The sequence below is a fragment of the Ruegeria sp. BG7 genome (assembly GCF_056535685.1).
Genome location: NZ_JBQFIU010000002.1, coordinates 383,425 through 402,194, shown reverse-complemented (window position 1 = coordinate 402,194; position 18,770 = coordinate 383,425). Strand labels below are relative to the sequence as shown.

The window sequence follows — 18,770 nt, the reverse complement described above, 5'->3', positions numbered from 1 at the left end:
CCTCAGAGACCTTTCGCAGCCAACTCGTCGACTGTGCTTTTGTTGATCTCCAAAAGGTTATCCGTGATGATATTGCGGGTCGCTTCATCCGGGCTGACAACACCCAAACCTTCAATCTCGGTGCCTTCTGTGATTTCCTCTCCATTCACAAGCATATCACCCAAGGTGACAAAAACACGGCCCGCCTCGGCTGGATTCCACATAAACCCGCCGGATATGACATCATCTTTCAACAGTTTCTGACCCTGGCCCGGCGAGAACGGACCAAGCACATGGACTTTGCCACCCAGACGACGTTCTTCAATCGCGCGCCCTGCCCCAATCGGACCCTGGCTTCCAAAAGCAAGGAACCCGCGCAGATCTGGATTGGCTGCGATCAGATCAAGTGCGGTGGAACGGCTGTCGTCAACACTTTCAGCAACGCCATAACGATCACCCACCGGTTGCAATTTGTCAGAACAGTTTTCAGCCAGCCAGGCGATACCTGCATCCGCCCACGCGTTGTGTAGTGGTACGGTCAGTGACCCGACATAAACAGCGTAGGTGCCGGGCTCTTCGGTTTTCTCGCACAGCAATTTGGCATGTGCCTCTCCAAACCCATCTGCTGAGGCCAGCTCGAAGTTCCAGTCCACATTGTTAAGGCCCGGACCTTCATGTGCAATCACCTTGATCCCGGCATCCATGGCCTTTTGCAACACAGGTTCGAGCGCGGCTTCATCATTTGGCACCACCCCGATCACATCAACGCCCTTTGCGATCAGATCTTCGATTGCACGAACCTGAAGGGCTGGGTCGGCAGACGTCGGACCAATCATTTCGGCACTGACACCCAACTCACCGGCGCGCTCCTTGATGCCTTCTTCCATCGCGTTGAACCAGGGAATCCCTCCGATCTTTACTACGATTCCCATCGTGGTCTCGGCGGCAGCCGAAGTCGCCGTTAGGGCAAGTGTGCAGACAGAAGCTGCGAGTATCATTTTTGTCTTCATAACTTCCTCCCTAATTGGCCAGCGCCAAACAGCAGCACCCGGCCTATAAATAATTGCACCATCGGTTGTTCTTTGTTGCGCAATCGATGGTGCATAGGCTATATTGAAACCGCTAATTTTGTCAAAGGGATATATTTTTGGCGAAAACCGATACAAATAAGCAGGTCACGATCTACGATATCGCGGACCGCGCAGGCACTTCGGCAAGCACGGTCGGGGCAGTACTAAACGGATCCTGGCGCAACCGACGCATTAGCGAAGAGCGTGCAAATACCATCCGAAAACTGGCAAGCGAGATGGGGTATGCACCAAATATGCAGGCGCGTGCGCTGCGCAGTGTCAGATCAAGCATGATCGGTATGATCATCCCAATGTATGACAACCGTTATTTCGGAGCTATCGCAGAGCGCTTTGAAACAGCCTCGCGCGCCAGGGGCCTGCTACCGATGACCTCGTGCACACATCGCGAACCTGAACTGGAATTGGCCACCGTCAGGCAAATGCTGTCCTATAACGTGGATCACATTGTGTGCACCGGCGCATCCGATCCCGATGGTATTGCCGAGATTTGCCGTGCGCAGAACGTGCCAACGATCAACCTTGATCTGCCGGGAACTGCTGCACCTTCCATAATATCCGACAATTACAGCGGCGCTTATAAGCTGACCGAGGCATTGATCGAGCGTGCTGATGCGAAAGGGCTCAACTGGCAAGATGAGTTTCTGTTCGTTGGGGGACGTCCGACTGACCACAACACAAGTGAACGGATACGTGGCTTTAAAGATGCGTTTAATCATGCTGGTGCGCGTCCGATAGAAGACAACATCCTGGCTTGCGGCTACGCGGCGTCGAAATCCAAAGCTGCATTTTCGGCAAAAGTGAAAGCTTCGGGCCGCATGCCGACGGCTATGTTCGTAAACTCTACGATTTCATTGGAAGGTGTCTTCGAATGGTTGGCACAGAATGACAGAGCCGCGCTGGACACAATTCTCTTTGGAAGTTTCGACTGGGATCCATTTGCGCAATATATGGCACAAAACCTGTTCTCGGTTCGCCAGGATGTCACCGCCATGGTGGACACCATGTTCCAGGTCATCGACAACGCAGCGCCATACGGTTCCGACGTGATACACATACAGCCGATTGTGATGTCTGAAGGTACGTAAACGAACCGGAACCCTGCCTTTTGCTTCCGCAGCTCACTTGAGAAAGTGACGTGATCGGCCTTCGCAATGCACTTTGTTCGCCTTTCGCATGTTTCAAAATTTGTGTCCGTGAACTCTTGTGGTTCTAAAAACACGATGCGCAATTCCGCAACCTCGACTCAGAACACAGTGAGTTCTGCCTCGTCGAAGCGTTCACCCGCCAACGAAACGAACAAACTAGCGCACCCAAACGGTCTGTATCAGCCTTTCCCTTAGCGTCTGAAACGCAGCATAGAGTACGGGGATCATCAGGAGGCCCAATGTGCTATCCACCACCATGCCAAATAGTACCGGGTAACCGATGGACACGCGCGCCTCTGCACCGGCACCGCTGGACAATACCAACGGCAGAACTCCGACGATGAAACACAGACCCGTCATCGTCACAGGACGAAACCGGATTTCGGCAGCTTTGATCGCCGCCTCGTGAATATTGGTGCCGGAACGCCTTTCCTGATTGGCGAACTCAACAACCATGATGGCCTTTTTGGCCGCCAGCCCGATGAGCAACACCATTCCAATCTGCGCGAATATGTTGCTTGTCAAAAACGGAAACAGCGCCAACGGAATAAGCGCGCCCAGCAATGCAAAGACGGCCGACGTGATGATCGACAAGGGCAATATCCAGCTTTCATACAGAACCACCAGAAACAAGTAGGCCAGTATCAAGGCAGACAACATGATAAATGGCACCATGCCTTGAGATTCTACTTCTTGCTGCGTCACACCGGACCACTCGATCCCAAAGCCGTCCGGTAGTGTTTTGTCTGCAATCTCTTGAATCGCTTTGATGCCCGCACCCGAACTGACCCCTTCGGCCAATTGCGCGCTGATAGACGCCGCAGTGAACAAGTTGTACCGGGGGATCGTGTCTGGCGCGAGTACCGGCTCACTGCTTAGAAAATTTCGCAACGGCAGCGACTCGCCCGAACTGTTTTTGACATAGATGTTGTCCACATCCTCCAGTGTTTGACGGAATGGCGCATCAGCTGAAAGGACGACCCAATAGACCCGATCCGACACGATAAAGTTGTCGACAAAAAACGAGCTGAGATTGGCTTGTAGCGCCGTGAATATGTCAGACACGCTTACGCCAAGTGTCTCGGCCCGGTCCCGATCCACTGACAGATGATACTGTGGTGTCTGACCCGAAAAACTACCATGTGCGCGGGTAAATTCGGGTGCGGCATTCAACGCGGTCACAAATGCGTTCATCACCGCATCCAGTTGCACACCGTCCCCTTTTTCATACTCCAAAAGCTCGACCGAAATTCCGCCCGCCGATCCTAGCCCGTGGATTGTTGGGAACGGAAACACATAGCTTTCCGCCTCTGGCAGGGTGGCCAGCTGTTGGTCCAGGTCTCGCATAATCGCATCCCAGTGCAGATCCGGGCTGGTGCGTTCGTCCCACGGCTTAAGAGTAACAATCGCCATACCGACATTCGACCGGCCACCTGCCAGCATGCTCGCCCCGGACACCGTGGTGACAGTGTCCACTCCGGGTGCTTTTTCGATCACCGTACCGGCCTTGGCCATAAAGGCCTGTGTACGCTGTAGCGAGGCGCCATCAGGAAGCGTCATGGCCGAGAGCAGAACACCATTGTCCTCTTGCGGGATAAGGCCGGTTGGCACCGTTCTGAACAGATAAATTGTCGCCCCGATACAGGCGGCGAAGAAAAGCAGTGACACCGCGATGTATCTTAACATCCACGACACCAAACGCATGTACTGCCGCCTACCCCATGAAACCGCCAACGGCACAAAACGCAATGGACCAATCGGTTGCATACCTGATTTCAGGACCATCGCGCACAGCACCGGGGCCAGGGTCAGTGCATTCACCGCCGACAGCACAAAAGCAAAGATAATTGTCGCCGCAAACTGGTAATAGATCGTTCCGGTCAAGCCGGGGAAAAAACAGACCGGTGTAAAGACTGCCGCCAGCACAAAAGTGGTTGCAATGATCGGGCGATTGACTTGTGACATCGCCTTTAGCGTAGCCTCGCGCGGTTCAAGCCTTTCTTCGGTCATGATCCGTTCGGCGTTCTCGATGATGATTATCGCGTCATCGACCACAAGTGTGATGGCGAGGACCAAGGCAAACAACGTGATCATGTTTGCACTGAATCCAATCGCATAAATCAGTGCGATTGCGCCCAGCAGAGAGACAGGAATCGCAATTGCGGGAACAATGGTCGCCCGGATACTGGCCAAAAAGAGAAACGTGACCGCGATCACCAATCCTGCGGTCAGCGCCAGAGTTTTAAGAATATCTTCGATTGAAACACGCACGGCGTCAGTGACGTCATAGGTGATCTCATACGAGACTCCTTCGGGAAACTTTTTTGACAGTTCACCCATCAGGTTGTGGACGCTGTCTGAAATCTCAAGCGCGTTGGCGGTACTCTCCTGATGCACCGCAATGGCCGCTGTGTCCTTGCCATTGAGTTGCGAAGAGCCGCTATAGGTGGCCGAACCGAGCTCGATCCGCGCTATGTCCTCCAGTCGGGTTATCGACCCGTCATCGCCAGTGGAAATGATGATCCGGCCGAACTCTTCCGCGCTTCGCAACAGGCCCTCTGCACGCAGTTTAAACTGGAAATCCGTGCGCGCATCGCCAAATGGCGGAGCGCCAACCTGACCGGCCGCTGCGACAACATTTTGGTTTTTAATCGCATCGGCGATCTCTGACGCGGTGACGTTCAGCGCGGCCATACGAACCGGGTTGATCCAGATCCGCATACTGTATTCCAGTTGACCGAACTGCGTGACCCCACCCACACCTTGCAGACGCTGTAAGGGATCATGCAGGAAATCGGCCGCATAATTACTCAGATACAGCTCATCACGCGAACCGTCCGGTGAGGTCAGGTTGATCACAAGGATCATGTTGCCGGATTGTTTGGTGACCTCGATGCCCTGTTGCTGAACAACGGACGGCAGTTCTGAGCTTGCCAGCGCGATGCGGTTTTGCACCTCGACCGCAGCAACATTGGGATCTGTTCCCAACTGGAACGAAACACTCAGAACATAGCTGCCATCGTTCGAGCTTTTGGACTTCATGTACAACATGCCATCGATTCCGTTCACACGTTCCTCGATGGGAGTGGCCACGGATTCCTGTATCACCTGCGCATCCGCGCCGGGGTACTTTGCAGACACATAGATCTGCGGTGGCGTAATGTTCGGATATTCCGAAATAGGCAAAAGACGCACACAAACCGCGCCGAAGAGAACCATCAAAATCGCGATGACTGCAGCAAAATGCGGGCGATTGATGAAATAGTGAGAGACCAAGCCAAGCCCTAACTCTGACTATCGACCGGTTTCACGAGAAGGCCGTCATGAATTTTCTGCAACCCCTGCACGACCACGCGATCTCCGTCCTTCAGGCCGGATTTTACCTGGGTTCTGGTTGCCGTCTGAGTGCCAATTTCGATGTCAATACGATGAACCGTGTCTTTGCTATCGACAGAGAACACGAAGTAGCCTTGCTTATCGAATTGAACCGCATTGCGCGGCACGGTCAACACCCTGGAGTCGTCCGGCCCGCTGAGCGTGACGTTGACAAACTGCCCAGGAATGAGAAACCCATCGGGATTTGAGAATGTGGCCCTCAACTCAATAGTATCGGTGTCCTGACTGACACTGTCGCCCACATACGTCACCTTGCCTTCTGTCTCGTAGGCCTGACCGTCGGCCAAAGTGATCCGCGTCGCAAGCTTGATACCTTGGGGGGAGATTGATCCATTGCGGCGTTCGCGCAGCAATACAGGCTCACTGACAAAAAAGCTAACCAGAATGGGGTCAACACTTGTGACGGTCGCCAAAACGCCGCTGTCGGTATTGACGATATTCCCTGCATCAATCGCCGACAAACCGATCCGCCCGTCCAAAGGGCTGATGATGTCCGTAAGGTCCAGCGCGATCTGTGCGATCTTCAAATTGGCCTGCGCTTCATCCACCGAAGCCTGACCCTCGTCATAGGCCGCCTTGGCCGTGTCCAGAACGGACTGGGGAACATCGCCTTTCTCAAAAAGCTTCTGCTGCCGGTCGAGTTCCGTCTTGGCGCTGAGCGCAGAAGCCTGGGCACTTTTCAAAGCAGCCTGCGCGCCTTCAACACTGGCCGCATATTTCCTTTTCTCAATGCGGAACAGAACGTCGCCCTTTGTAACGGCCCCCCCTTCGATAAAGTTGACCTCAAGCAGAACGCCTTCCACCCTGGCCTGAAGGTCGACACTCTGATCAGCAACCACACGACCCACGAAGTTATCCTGCTTCTGCAGCTCCTCCAGTTTTGCAGAAGCTACCACCACGCTGGGTGCCGGTGGATCAGATTGCGCAGCTGCGGGACCCACCAATCCAAGGGCGATCAGAACACTAAGTAACTGGGCCGTTTTTTTCATCCGATGCTCGCTTATCCGCAAGTACATGGCTGCCAGTATACTATTGATGGCTGAAGGCGGCACTGCAACGGAATTCTGGTTTGGCTGAATTGCCGAACCGGAATATGTCACGTGCTTCAGAATACTGAACCGGCGGCAACAGAAACAAATGTGGATCGCATGTCTTTGACTGATGGCCGGGATCCTTTCAGGTATCCCTGCAACAGGAACCGAAACGCTCCGTCCAGACGCATATATAGTCGCTCTTGATCTGTCCGATCCACTGCCAAAGGTGCCATCATCCTGATCAAAAGCTCTTCGATTTCTGTCACGACGGGCTCAAAAGTGTCGTCAAACATGGCTTGGTTGCGGATGTCGTACCAAAGCCTGTGCAGTTCAGCCTCTTGCTGGATCGTCTCGGCGAGAGCATGGCAAAACGCTTTCATCGCCTTGTCCGGCGCTTCGATCCCTTCTACGGCCGAGGTCATCAACTCCACAAAGTGGAGCTTGTATTGACGGACACAGAAAACAAGCAATTCGTCTTTGTCTTCAAAATAGTAGTGCAGGCTACCCAGCGACATATCTGATTGCGCGGCGATGTCGCGCAGCGTGGTGCGCGCATAGCCATAGATTTTCAACGCGTTGATCGCGCTTTCGGCTATCTCGCGTTTTTTCGCATCGCGTTTGCGGACCTTATGGGTTTTGCGGTCCGCAAGCTTGTTTATCGGTTCCACTTTATTCATCCCAAACCAACTTGGCCGTTCCGTGGCATAGGCCCACCCGCTAGGGGTGGACCAATCCGTTTATGCGCGGAGCAGATCCGAGGCTTTTTCACCAATCATCACACAGGGCGCTTGGGTATTGCCGTTTGTGATTTTCGGCATGATCGAGGCGTCGGCAACACGCAGGCCGGAAATCCCGTGCACGTTCAGTTCGGCATCAACAACTGCCATTTCATCCGAGCCCATCTTGCAGGTGCCCACCGGGTGATAGATCGTCTGTGCATTACCTCGGATCCAGGCACGTATGTCGTCGTCCGATTGCACTGCAGCCCCAGGAAAGCGCTCTGCGCCGCGGAATTCATCCATTGCAGGTGACATCAATATCTTACGAGCGATCTTCACACCTTCGACCATTACATCGAGGTCTTTCTCGTCTGCAAATGCGTTTGGATTGATGTTGGGTTTGTCCGTCGGATCGCTGGAAGCCAGTGTCAGTTCGCCGACAGAGCGGGTTCCCACAACCCCCGGAAGCAATGTGAAACCTTCAGATCCATCGCTGGGGTTTCCAGCACCATCTGAAATGAACCAAGTGGGCGCGAAGTGGAATTGAAGGTCCGGTGCAGGGGCATCATCCATAACCGTCAAATAGCCGCCGGCTTCACCGATGTTCGAGGTCAAAAGACCCATCCCCTTCTCCATCAGCAAAGCGCCTTGAGCTTCGTCTGTCGCATGGGCCAGTGTCACCGGCTGAGTACACTCGTAAGCCACTGGTGCCATGTAATGATCCTGCAGGTTCTTACCGACACCAGGCAGGTCATGCACAACGTTTATGCCGATCGCTTCTAACTCGGCCTTGGGGCCAATACCGGACAGAAGCAAGATTTGCGGTGACCCATAGGCACCTGCCGACAGGATCACTTCTGAACCAGCTTTTGCTTCAAGTATCTCATCACCAACTTTGAAACGTACGCCCGTACAGCGATCATCTTCGATGATCAGGTTCTGAACATGCGCTTCGGCCTGGATCACGATGTTGTCGCGCTCCAGCGCTGGGTGCAGAAACGCGCCTGCAGTCGAATTGCGGAAACCACCTTGCTGGGTGACCTGATACAGACCAAACCCTTCCTGTTCCGTGCCCTCATTGAAATCTGCACGCTCGGCATAACCCGCTTCGAGCGCCGCTTTTACCATCGCCTGGCTCAGCACATTCGGATCGCGCTGGTCCGCTACGTTCCAGGGGCCGCCAACGCCGTGGTTTTCGTCTGCGCCACGTTCATTGTTTTCTGACCTTTTGAAGATCGGAAGAAGATCTGCATAACTCCAGCCCGGATTGTCCTTGCCCCAATCATCAAAACAGGCAGGATTGCCCCGTTTATAGATCATCGCATTGATAGAAGTGGATCCGCCAAAAACCTTGCCGCGCGGGCTGTAATAAACCTTCCCGTCTGAATGTTCCTGCGGGACCGTGGTGTAGCCCCAATCAAGATCGCTCAGGAAAAGATTGGGGAAAGCTGCCGGAATATGGATGAACTGGTTTTCATCCGCAGGACCAGCCTCTAACACCAACACAGTTTTGTCTGCATCTTCGGAAAGTCGCGCCGCCAATGCGCATCCAGCCGCCCCTGCTCCAATCACAATGTAGTCGTAGATTTCTGCGGATTGTGCCTTGGCATGACGCGCCCCCAAAGCCAATGGCGCAGTGACCGCCACACCCAAAGCGGCGCTCTGACGCATAAACGCGCGGCGCGAAAGGTTCCCTGCACTGAAGGATTTTTGCAGTTTTCCAAGCTTTTCTTGCTTCACGATTTCCTCCCAAAATCTCAGCGTCACGGCTTCGAATCCGGGTGACGCGCAAAAAGTGAAGCACATTTTCTGGACATCTGTACAGTTTTTTAGTTCAAAGTTTACAGGGTGCCACCTGCTTGCGCTGCAGTTTCTTTTGCCTGTTGGAATGATCGAACGAAACTTTTGTGGACCTGCCTTGATCGCCTGGTTTGGACCTTCAGCAGATACATCGCCCAGAACCTTAGAGGTCTGAAACAGAACTGACGGGCTGCCAGTACGCAGGCCGTTTTCTACTGCGCGTGTTCAAGAGCTGTTCGAATTTCTTGGCGTTTTCTGCGTGCCTCGCAGTCCTAAAACTCGCAGCCTGATTATTTCCGCAAAAAAGAAAACCAATATGATATAGAGAGATACGAATATGATTTCTTGCAGTGCAATTTAACGACGCAACCGGGCAATCTTGATTTGGGAGGTCAAAAATGCTTCGTACGTTTGGATGTTCTATCTCGCTTTTACTGGCATCAACGACGGCCTTTGCCGACGCGGTTCCCAGCAAAGAAGCGGCGGAAGGATTATTTTCAGATCAACCGTATTCCCCATATGCCGAGCGCTCTTTTCCCGAACGCCCCTTATGGGGCGACACGCATCTTCACACTGGGCTTTCGCTGGATGCAGGAGCTTTCGGAAACACTCTGCTGCCGGATGAAGCATGGCGTTTCGCAAAAGGCGAGCAGGTCATTTCTTCCACCGGGCAACCGGTAAGGCTGGCCCGTCCGTTGGATTGGATGGTACTGACGGATCACACCGACCTGATGGGTTTTGCGCCGGATCTTCAGGCGGGCAAGCCAGGCGTATTGGCTGATCCAAAGGGATTGGAATGGTACGAGGGCTACAAGGCAGGTGGTGAAGAGGCTGGGAAAACCGCCTTCGACATCATCACCAACTTCTCGCAAATGACATTGCCCGAGGTTCTGTTAGAATCTTACAGCCCCGGTGCCGACGCTTTTGCTTTCACTTGGGAACACATTGTGCTGGCCGCCGAGAAGCACAACGATCCCGGCAATTTCACGGCTTTCATCGGGTTCGAGTGGACATCGGTGCCCAAGGGCTTCAACCTGCACCGGAACGTCATGCTGCGCGATGGGCCAATCCGAGCCTTGCAAATGGTACCGCCAGTCACGCAGCCGCCTTACGGTGATACGGATCCAAAATCCCTTTACGCATGGCTAGAAGAGTATCAGGAAAAGACAGGGGGCCGCGCTGTTGCTTTTGCACATAACGGCAATCTGTCAAATGGATGGATGTTCCCAACCGAAGACACGTATCACGGCGGCAAGGTCGACGAGGAATACGTGGCAGCCCGCGCGAAATGGGAACCCCATTATGAGGTCACTCAAATCAAGGGCGACGGCGAAGCACACCCCTTCCTGAGCCCCGACGACGAATTTGCGGATTACGAGAACTGGGATGTCGGTAATCTGGACATCACCGAGCTAAAGACTGACGACATGCTGGCTGGCGAATACGCCCGAGAGGCCTTGAAACGTGGTTTGATGCTGGAAGAAAAGTTCGGCGTGAACCCCTACAAGTTCGGAATGGGTGGCGCGACGGACAGCCATACCTCTTTGGCCACAGCTGAAGAGGATAACTTCTTTGGGAAATCGGTGAGTGTCGAGCCTTCGGCCTCGCGCATCCAACATCCATTCATTGCCAATGATCTAGGAGAGATTCCCGGCGACCTGCTTGTTGCTTCCGGATACACCGCAGTATGGGCTACAGATAACACGCGCGCTGCGATCTTTGATGCATTCAAACGGCGTGAAACCTACGCGACCACTGGGCCACGTATTGGCCTTCGGTTCTTTGGCGGGTGGGACTTCGATCAAGCGGATGTTGAAACCCGTTTCCTTGCGAATGTTGGCTACACCAAAGGTGTTCCAATGGGGTCAGACCTTCGCCCTCGCGAGGGTGATGGTGCACCCTCATTCCTGATTGCCGCACTGCGCGACCCGGTTGGTGCAAACCTTGATCGCGTGCAGGTGGTCAAAGGGTGGCTGGATTCAGAAGGAGCCATGCAAGAAAAGGTTTACGACGTTGCATGGTCGGACAACCGAGTTGCCGATGACAACGGTAAGATCCCTGCAGTTGGAAATACGGTCGATGTGGAAACTGCCAGTTGGGCCAACACGATCGGCACTGCCGAACTTGTGACTGTTTGGACTGACCCAGGTTTTGATCCGAGTGAGAGGGCGTTTTATTACGTTCGCGCCATCGAAATCCCGACCCCGCGCTGGGTGCTGTACGATAAGCTGCGATTAGGCGCTGAGCTTCCGGAAGACGCAGTACTTACGCATCAGGAGCGCGCCTATTCATCTCCGATTTGGTACACGCCGGCGGAATGATCAGGTCAACACATGAAATTGGATACCGGGGCGGTTACTACGGCCTCGGCTCCTCTTCCAGCGCAATGATCTGGGTCAGGGCATCTTTGAAGAGCGTGTTCACATCGTCTTGATGCACCGGCTCGATGCCAAAGCTCATGCGAAGCCCTATTCACGCAGAGTACCAAACATTGCAGGGGAGTTCAGTATGCCATGGTCAATCTTCGTCTGAAGCTCACCAGCCAAGTGACATCGTGACTTTTTTGCACTAAGCCTTACAAGGCTTGCAAATAGGACCGGCCTTCTCAATGCGTCGACGAATTCCATCGATTACTGCGATGCTTTGCTTCGAGGCAGCGGCTAAAACCGAAGGGTTTGCGCGTGCGGCAGAAGAAATGAACGTGACCCAAAGTGCGATCAGCCGCCAGATTCAAACGCTTGAGGCATTCGTTGGGCAATCGCTTTTCATCCGCTCGAAACAACGGGTCAAGCTTACGGCGGCGGGTAAGACACTACTCGCCGAGTTGTCACCGCTGCTTGAGGAACTTGAGTTAACCATTCTCAAGACCAGATCACATGACAGTGCTGAAGGCAGCCTGAACATCGGCGTTTATCCCACTTTGGGCAGCCGTTGGTTTATGCCGATCATTATGGGGCCTGAAGCCGACAAAATCCGTCACGTGCTCAATCTTGTGACTTACCTTAAAAACTCTGAGATTGATCCCAGCCTGGTGGATCTGGCGATCGCGCAGGGCGACGAGGGCTGGCAAGGGTACCGAGCCGACAAGTTAATGGCCGAAACGCTTGTCGCTGTGGGTGCCCCCGACCAATTCCCAATACCGGTTGAAGACCCGCATGCCCTATTGGACCACCGGATATTGCAACATTCTACACGCCCACTATCCTGGCAGATATGGTTCCGGCACCAGGACCTGAAATTGCCACGCAAGATTATAGGGCCAATATTCAGTCAATTTGAAATGCTGATCGATGCGACCAAGGCCGGACACGGCATCGCGATAATCCCCGACATTTTAATCAAAAAAGAACTGCATCAGGGAAGTTTAGTCAAAGTGCACCCTTTTGAAGCGAACACCAGCAGCGCTTACTTTCTGCTGACGCCGGAAACGAAAATCGGTGTAGCCCGAATTGAACGAATGCGAACTTGGTTCTTGGAAAACATGCGGCCTTGCGATCCTGCGGTCACAGGCTAGCCTAAATGAATTTTCGCCCCGACAGGTCTGAAAGTTGATGCGTTTTTGTTATCAAGTCATGAGGGATTGCAACTTTCAAATTGCCGCGTTCCGAATAAGTTTCCCCAAACGCAGCGCGAATGGGAGAGTCCCTTATGACCTTTATGCCCCAGATCAAAGACAGCGATGTAGATCTGATTCAGAACGCCATGACCACCATGCCTGACTATCGGTCAGTGTCAGATTTTGTTCCCGGCCCCGGAATTGCTCGGCTGGACCTGAAATTCGATATCGAAAAACTTCAGGGCGCGTTGGAAGAATGCCTAAAGCGCGAAGAATTCTTGGGAGGAATGCAGGATCAGGGTTTTGCTGCCCTGCCCCTGACCCAGCGCCCCGGCCAGACCGAATGGACCCCGAACGACCTGTCGGGCCGCTACTGGCTGCGCGCTGATGAGCGCTATGTCGAAGAGCCGCGTGAAGATCTTGTGCCCGAGATCGATTTCTCGGAATTCAACCCAAAATTCAAAGGCACTTATTTTGAGCATGTGCACGAAGAGCTGTCCAAGCGCTTCCCCATTGGCCGCACACGCATTCTGTCGAAAGGCCTGTACAACTGTAACTCGTGGCACCGCGATCCGGAACCGCGCCTGCATATTCCGCTGATCTCGAACCCCGGTTCACTGTTCATCGTGAACCATCACGTGACTCACCTGCCTGCTGACGGCTCGGTCTACTTCACCGACACCCGCGCCTATCACACCGCCCTGAACGGTGGCGAAAAGAACCGCGTACATATCGTTGCCGCATTAGCCTACGATCAGGTCACGGAATGAGCCTTTACGGGTATGTTGCCGCAGATGCAGGAACCAACTGCATCTGCGATCTGCGCAGTGATACACTGACCCAACCCAGCGCCAGAATGCGCGAGGCGATGATGTCCGCGCCGCTGGGCGATGATGTTTATGGCGAAGATTCAACGGTTGCTCGGTTGGAGCAAGAGCTGGCCGCTCGACTGGGTAAGGACGCCGCAGTCTTCTTTCCCACCGGCACCCAAAGCAATCTGGCCGCTGTTATGGCCCATTGCGAACGTGGCGACGAGATGATCGTCGGCGACCGCTATCACCTGTACTGCGACGAGGCCGCGGGCGTATCCGTATTGGCCGGGGTTTCGATGAACCCGGTGTCCGTCTCGGATGACGGAGGCGTGGACGCTGACAAAATTGTTGCGGCGATCAAGGTCGATGACCCTCATTATGCACGCAGCCGTTTGTTGAGCCTTGAAAACAGCGTCGGGGGCCGGGTCGTGCCACTCGACCGGATCGACGCAGGCGTCAAGGTCGCGCGCGATGCAGGTCTGGCCGTGCATCTAGACGGGGCACGGCTCTTTAATGCCATTACGGCTCTGGGCTGCGATGCGGCCACATTAGCAGCCCCATTCGATACGGTGTCAGTCTGTCTTTCCAAAGGGTTAGGCGCTCCGGCCGGGTCAGTTCTGGTAGGCCCCTCGGAAATGATGGGTCAGATCAGGCGCAACCGAAAAATCCTCGGCGGCGCGATGCGGCAATCCGGAATGCTGGCGGCGGCCGGCCTCTATGCTCTGGAACACCACGTGCAGGAATTGGGCGGCGACCACGTCCGTGCGGCACGACTGGCTAAAGCGTTGCGCGAAACCGAAATAGGTGAGGTGACCTCACAAACAAATATGGTGTTCCTGAGCCCCGAGCCCAAAGATCACGCCCATCTGATCGCGCACATGGCCGGATCGGGCATCAAGATCGGTGGGCAATCCCCCGCGATCCGTATGGTTCTGCACCGGGATGTGGACGACAGCGCGCTCGACGCCGCAATCTGCGCGTTCCAGAGCTTTCAGCCGACCTGAAACAAGGGCAGCCACATGACCGATGTTATGTCTTTCATCATGAACACCTCTTATGACGAGTTACCGCAGCCCATGGTCCACGACGCAGTGCGTGCCTTGGTGGACACGCTGGGGGTGGGTATGAGTGCAGTGCAGACGCCCCTGTCCCAGATCACTCAGGCTCATGCGCACATGATGTTTGGTGGGCAAGCAGCGCAGATCTGGCCCAAAGGCAAAACCGCCAGCGCAGCCGGAGCTGCCCTGGCCAATGGCATGACCATCGACGCGCTGGATGCCCATGACGGACACAAGCTGACGAAGGGCCATGTGGGCTGCGGTGTTATCCCCTCGGTCATCGCGTTGGCGCAGGCCGAAGGTATCACTGACGCGCGGGAATTTCTGACGCTTGTGGTCATCGGCTACGAAATCGGCACCCGCGCGGGCATCGCCCTGCACCGCAGCGCCTGCGACTATCACACGTCCGGCGCGTGGGTCGCACTGGCTGCCGCTGCTATGGGTGCACGCATTCTCGGGCTGGATCGGATCCAAACGCGTGAAGCGCTGGGGATCGCTGAGTATCACGGTCCGCGCAGTCAAATGATGCGTGCTATTGATGCCCCAACTATGGTCAAGGACGGTTCAGGCTGGGGAGCAATGGTTGGTGTCTCAGCGGCTTATTTGGCCCGCGATGGCTTCACGGGCGCGCCAGCGATCTCGGTCGAGGCTCGCGATCTAGCTGATATCTGGGGCGATATTGGGCAGCACTGGTACATTCAGGACCAGTATATCAAGCTCTATCCGGTCTGCCGCTGGGCCCAACCCGCCGCCGAAGCCGTCATGGCCCTGCAGCGCGCGCACAAGTTCACCGCCAGCGATGTGACCGCGATCAGGGTCGAAAGCTTCCATGAAGCTAAACGCTTGAACGCGATCCCAACAACGACCGAGCAAGCGCAGGGCGATCCTGAAGATCGGCTTGGTCACGACGTCATCCGTCGCAAATTCCTTCGTTTGACCGAACCGGTCATGGGCACGGACAAGGCACAAGATCTGCTGGCTAGCATTGAAAGTCTGCCTGATGGCGGCGATCTGAGCGTTATGCTCGGAAAGCTTAGTTATGAAAGTTCTACCTTCTAAGTCTTAAGGTGCGAAACCTCTTACTGATCTTTGGTTAAACGGTTTCCTGCACACGCTTGCGATACTGGTACAGATAGCTGTTGTGGGGCATCATCCGGTGACGGATGCGCTGAGCGCAATGCGGTGTGCTTGCGGGATCGACGTATTTACGCTTTTACGGCACCCGCCCGGTGGATTGCGCCAAATCGGCATGAAACTTGCCACCTTCGAACCAGCTACAGGCAATCCAGATCGCCGCGTTGTTTCATCATGTGTTCGAACGCGGTTGATGTGGACCGGGGGATGGCCCAGAGCGCGATGATTTTATGCATGGATCACGTCTCCAAAGTCGCCATCAACTGACCGTGGTAAGATGTTGGAGCAAGGCCCAAGGTCTTGAATAGGCGCTAGTAGAGCGCCGTGTCGTGACCAATGACCGGTTTCCCCAGCCGTTTTTCAAGCTCGGCCGTATGGTGCACCGGGCGGCGGGCTACTCCGTCCGAGGGGCGGCGATAGTTCGACATGCCGTTGATCAGGTAGGCATCCACATTCGGGGCCTGTTCGGCGGTGTAGTCGAAGCTCTTCCAGATCAGCTCTTCATCAAAGCACCAGACGCAATCATCGACATCTTCCTGCGTGGCAAACCAGCCCTGATCAAAGAAATTCCCGGCCCAGACCACGTCAAACCCGGCCTCTTTCAGGAACCCGACCGTGCCCATGTACCAGGAATTGGTGTGATAGCAGGCGTTCAGCGCCACCTTCTCGGCACCGATCTCGCGCAGCGCCTCGACCATGGCGTAACCCGCCATGTGGAAGGGCGTTTCGTATTTGTCGCTGAGCATCTCGCAATGCTGGCGGATGCCTTCAACGCCCAAACCGCTGGCATGCACCCAGTTCGAACCGACCTGCCCGCACACATCGGCATTGTTGATCGCCATGCACTCGACGAACTCCTCAAGCAGGCCAAAGTTCTTTTTCCGCTGGTCCAGACCGTGCTGATAGCCTGGAACATGCAGCATACGCCCATGTACGCCGACAGTATCGGGTGCCATGCGGATAAAGTCCGACGGAGCCGCGCAATAGTCGAAAGGCGGGCAGGTGAACCCCACCTGATAGGGAAACAGTTTACGCTCTGGGTTTTCCCACCGTTCAGGTTTGGTGAAAGTGTTGATGTGTCATCTATCCTGAGCGAGGCAGCTCCGCTTGTGCATCCTGAAACAAAGCGCAGCCGTAAATCTATTGCTTTTTCGGCAAGAACTCTTGCCAATTCTGGAAAGAGTTCCGCTGCATTTTGCAGGTTCAAACCGGATGTCAGGCAGAAGCGTTTACCGTTTCGTCTGCCTTTAGCCGGTGCTTATAAAGATGCTCGTAATGCGGCAGCGCTTGCGCATAGATCTCTTTGACGTGATCCGGCTGATCTTCAACCGAGCCATAGGTCCGTGGCATGGGCTTGAGCCCGCTGGACGCGCTCAGGCTGTCATGCCAGGACCCGTTATCATACCACCCCACTTCGGGCCGCGCGCCGGGTTCCCACGACAAGGCCTCGGGCACGAAGTCCAGACCGACGGCTTTGCACCAGGCCGATACGATATCTTCGGGGTTTTCCAGCAGATCGTCGCTGTCGATCACGGGCGGCGCTTTGCCGTCGCGTTCGGCAATCCGGTCAAAGAGTTTGCAATGTTCCTCGAACCCATACTCGGCCACGACCCAATCCGGGCCGCGCTTGAATATGGACGGGATAGACTTTGAAGGGTCACGGATCAGGAAACTGTGGGTCATCGGGGCGAGAAATTCATCGCTGATATCAGGGGCCAGAAAATGCGGCATGTCCTTGGAAAAGACCGGCTTGCTCCGTGCGGCCTGCAACATCCGATCATGCACCTTCTGCGTCGTCAGGCCCGGCACGCGTTCGCTGTCTGCGGTCAGGCGCGGCCACGCGGCATCGTCGCCCTTGTACCAGGCCTCGCCGAAGGGTTCGTGGAAACAGGCCATATCGCCCCGCATCCGCATCATCCATTCAAAAGCGGTTGATGTTGTACGGGGCGTGGACCACAGCAGTACAATTTTGTTCATCGCGTTCTCCCTGTTTACCGGTGCATCCATCCTCGCGCGAAGCCGGAAGAATGTTCGGGGCAACGCTGAAGCAGACCGCCGCACAAATCCATTGCTTTTGCTGCCGCGAGGATTATCAATTTGGACATGAGTACCATGCGACGTGTCCCCTCGATGAGCCCGCTCATCGCCTTTGAAGCGGTTGCACGGCTGGGCAGCGTCACGTTGGCAGCGGAAGAGCTGAACACATCGCAATCCGCGATCAGCCGGCACATACGCAATCTTGAGGAACGGTTTTCGCTGGAACTGTTCCAGCGTGACGGTCGCGGGATCGCACTGACGGCGGCCGGCAAAAGCTATCACGCGGCGGTGTCATCGGCCCTGACCAGCCTGCAATCGGCCGAGCATCGGCTGACGCAGGCGCAGCGCTCGCTGACCATCGCCTGTTCGTATTCCGTCAGCCATCTGATCATCATGCCCCATTACAACCAACTGCGCCGCCGTGTGGGTGAGAATGTCACAATCGATGTGCTGACGTCGAATTACGAAAGCCAGAGCATGGTCAACGAACCCAATGCCGACGTTGCCATCGGATACAAGTTCAACGGGCCGGGCGGGAAATTGCAAAAAATCCTGCACGAAAATGTCATCCCCGTCGCCTCGCCCGAGTATATCTTACAGCACAAAGACATCCTCGAAGGACCGATCGAGGGATGGAGACAACTCCGCTTTCTTGACCTTCCGCAGGGCACGCTCGGTTGGGCAACGTGGAGCGATTGGTTCAGCAATCACAACATCACACCCAACATTGCGCCGGCCGACACGTTCAGCAATTTTGTCTACCTGCTCGAGGCCGCCTCTTCCGGCGCGGGGATCGCGCTCGGATGGCAAGGATTCATTGAGCGCTACCTAAAGATCGGCTCTATCCAGACCATCGGCGACCAATGGTATTCCACAAACAACTGCCTGTGGGGGCGGTGTACCCAGCAAGGCCATAACAAAAGATCCGCCCAGGATTGCCTCGCCTTTCTAACCGAACTCTTCGAAAACGCACCAATGCGCCAAAACTAAACCAAGCAGCAAAGCATCA

Annotated in this window: 14 protein-coding genes; 7 read left to right on the top strand and 7 right to left on the bottom strand. The window is 55.0% G+C overall.

What is annotated here, in order from left to right; genetic code table 11:
* Positions 1 to 2: 2 nt before the first annotated feature.
* Positions 3 to 989 (bottom strand): substrate-binding domain-containing protein, encoded by a 987-nt coding sequence (locus tag ACR3EH_RS19740; protein WP_171187358.1) that lies wholly within the window; start codon positions 987 to 989, stop codon positions 3 to 5.
* 137 nt (positions 990 to 1,126) lie between these two features.
* Between ACR3EH_RS19740 and ACR3EH_RS19735 the strand changes: the two genes are divergently transcribed.
* Positions 1,127 to 2,155, top strand: a complete 1,029-nt coding sequence (locus ACR3EH_RS19735) for a substrate-binding domain-containing protein (RefSeq protein WP_171647923.1) — start codon at positions 1,127 to 1,129, stop codon at positions 2,153 to 2,155.
* A 216-nt stretch (positions 2,156 to 2,371) separates the two neighbouring features.
* On the opposite strand, the gene ACR3EH_RS19730 is transcribed toward ACR3EH_RS19735, so the two are convergent.
* The 4 genes from ACR3EH_RS19730 to ACR3EH_RS19715 form a co-directional block, all read right to left on the bottom strand.
* Complete coding sequence (locus ACR3EH_RS19730; RefSeq protein ID WP_171187354.1) at positions 2,372 to 5,491, bottom strand: efflux RND transporter permease subunit; 3,120 nt, start codon at positions 5,489 to 5,491, stop codon at positions 2,372 to 2,374.
* A gap of 8 nt (positions 5,492 to 5,499) precedes the next feature.
* Positions 5,500 to 6,600: an efflux RND transporter periplasmic adaptor subunit gene (locus ACR3EH_RS19725; RefSeq protein WP_171187352.1), complete on the bottom strand. Its 1,101-nt coding sequence runs from the start codon at positions 6,598 to 6,600 to the stop codon at positions 5,500 to 5,502.
* A 116-nt stretch (positions 6,601 to 6,716) separates the two neighbouring features.
* On the bottom strand, positions 6,717 to 7,313 hold the full coding sequence (locus ACR3EH_RS19720) for a TetR/AcrR family transcriptional regulator (RefSeq protein WP_171187350.1): 597 nt from the start codon (positions 7,311 to 7,313) through the stop codon (positions 6,717 to 6,719).
* Between the two features lie 69 nt (positions 7,314 to 7,382).
* Positions 7,383 to 9,104 carry a GMC family oxidoreductase gene (locus tag ACR3EH_RS19715; protein WP_371732113.1) on the bottom strand — a complete coding sequence of 574 codons (1,722 nt, stop codon included), beginning with the start codon at positions 9,102 to 9,104 and terminating at the stop codon, positions 7,383 to 7,385.
* A gap of 458 nt (positions 9,105 to 9,562) precedes the next feature.
* On the opposite strand from ACR3EH_RS19715, the gene ACR3EH_RS19710 reads away from it, so the two are divergent.
* The 5 genes from ACR3EH_RS19710 to ACR3EH_RS19690 all read left to right on the top strand — a co-directional run bounded on the left by ACR3EH_RS19710 (position 9,563) and on the right by ACR3EH_RS19690 (position 15,649).
* Positions 9,563 to 11,485 carry a DUF3604 domain-containing protein gene (locus ACR3EH_RS19710; protein ID WP_171187348.1) on the top strand — a complete coding sequence of 641 codons (1,923 nt, stop codon included), beginning with the start codon at positions 9,563 to 9,565 and terminating at the stop codon, positions 11,483 to 11,485.
* Positions 11,486 to 11,772: 287 nt separating this feature from the next.
* A complete protein-coding gene (locus ACR3EH_RS19705; protein WP_171647927.1) occupies positions 11,773 to 12,678 on the top strand; it encodes a LysR substrate-binding domain-containing protein in 906 nt (301 codons plus the stop codon).
* A 134-nt stretch (positions 12,679 to 12,812) separates the two neighbouring features.
* Positions 12,813 to 13,490 (top strand): cupin domain-containing protein, encoded by a 678-nt coding sequence (locus tag ACR3EH_RS19700; protein WP_171647929.1) that lies wholly within the window; start codon positions 12,813 to 12,815, stop codon positions 13,488 to 13,490.
* Complete coding sequence (gene ltaE / locus ACR3EH_RS19695; RefSeq protein WP_171187342.1) at positions 13,487 to 14,536, top strand: low-specificity L-threonine aldolase; 1,050 nt, start codon at positions 13,487 to 13,489, stop codon at positions 14,534 to 14,536. Before ACR3EH_RS19700 ends, ltaE begins: the two co-directional genes overlap by 4 nt.
* A gap of 15 nt (positions 14,537 to 14,551) precedes the next feature.
* Positions 14,552 to 15,649 carry an MmgE/PrpD family protein gene (locus ACR3EH_RS19690; RefSeq protein ID WP_171187339.1) on the top strand — a complete coding sequence of 366 codons (1,098 nt, stop codon included), beginning with the start codon at positions 14,552 to 14,554 and terminating at the stop codon, positions 15,647 to 15,649.
* Positions 15,650 to 16,035: 386 nt separating this feature from the next.
* Here the strand turns inward: ACR3EH_RS19690 and ACR3EH_RS19685 are convergent, their stop codons facing one another.
* On the bottom strand, positions 16,036 to 16,680 hold the full coding sequence (locus ACR3EH_RS19685; protein ID WP_216600467.1) for a hypothetical protein: 645 nt from the start codon (positions 16,678 to 16,680) through the stop codon (positions 16,036 to 16,038).
* Positions 16,681 to 16,939: 259 nt separating this feature from the next.
* On the bottom strand, positions 16,940 to 17,701 hold the full coding sequence (locus ACR3EH_RS19680; protein WP_171187338.1) for a sulfotransferase-like domain-containing protein: 762 nt from the start codon (positions 17,699 to 17,701) through the stop codon (positions 16,940 to 16,942).
* Between the two features lie 126 nt (positions 17,702 to 17,827).
* Here ACR3EH_RS19680 and ACR3EH_RS19675 point away from each other — a divergent pair, with 126 nt between their 5' ends.
* Positions 17,828 to 18,751 (top strand): LysR family transcriptional regulator, encoded by a 924-nt coding sequence (locus ACR3EH_RS19675; protein ID WP_480634855.1) that lies wholly within the window; start codon positions 17,828 to 17,830, stop codon positions 18,749 to 18,751.
* Positions 18,752 to 18,770 lie beyond the last annotated feature (19 nt).

Excerpts from the sequence above, each read along its gene's own strand:
- ACR3EH_RS19740 (WP_171187358.1), bottom strand. The coding sequence starts at position 989 with ATGAAGACAAAAATGATACTCGCAGCTTCTGTCTGCACACTTGCCCTA.
- ACR3EH_RS19675 (WP_480634855.1), top strand. The coding sequence starts at position 17,828 with ATGAGTACCATGCGACGTGTCCCCTCGATGAGCCCGCTCATCGCCTTT.
- ACR3EH_RS19700 (WP_171647929.1), top strand. The coding sequence starts at position 12,813 with ATGACCTTTATGCCCCAGATCAAAGACAGCGATGTAGATCTGATTCAG.
- ACR3EH_RS19685 (WP_216600467.1), bottom strand. The coding sequence starts at position 16,680 with ATGGCACCCGATACTGTCGGCGTACATGGGCGTATGCTGCATGTTCCA.
- ACR3EH_RS19705 (WP_171647927.1), top strand. The coding sequence starts at position 11,773 with ATGCGTCGACGAATTCCATCGATTACTGCGATGCTTTGCTTCGAGGCA.
- ACR3EH_RS19680 (WP_171187338.1), bottom strand. The coding sequence starts at position 17,701 with ATGAACAAAATTGTACTGCTGTGGTCCACGCCCCGTACAACATCAACC.
- ACR3EH_RS19690 (WP_171187339.1), top strand. The coding sequence starts at position 14,552 with ATGACCGATGTTATGTCTTTCATCATGAACACCTCTTATGACGAGTTA.
- ACR3EH_RS19725 (WP_171187352.1), bottom strand. The coding sequence starts at position 6,600 with ATGAAAAAAACGGCCCAGTTACTTAGTGTTCTGATCGCCCTTGGATTG.
- ACR3EH_RS19710 (WP_171187348.1), top strand. The coding sequence starts at position 9,563 with ATGCTTCGTACGTTTGGATGTTCTATCTCGCTTTTACTGGCATCAACG.
- ltaE (WP_171187342.1), top strand. The coding sequence starts at position 13,487 with ATGAGCCTTTACGGGTATGTTGCCGCAGATGCAGGAACCAACTGCATC.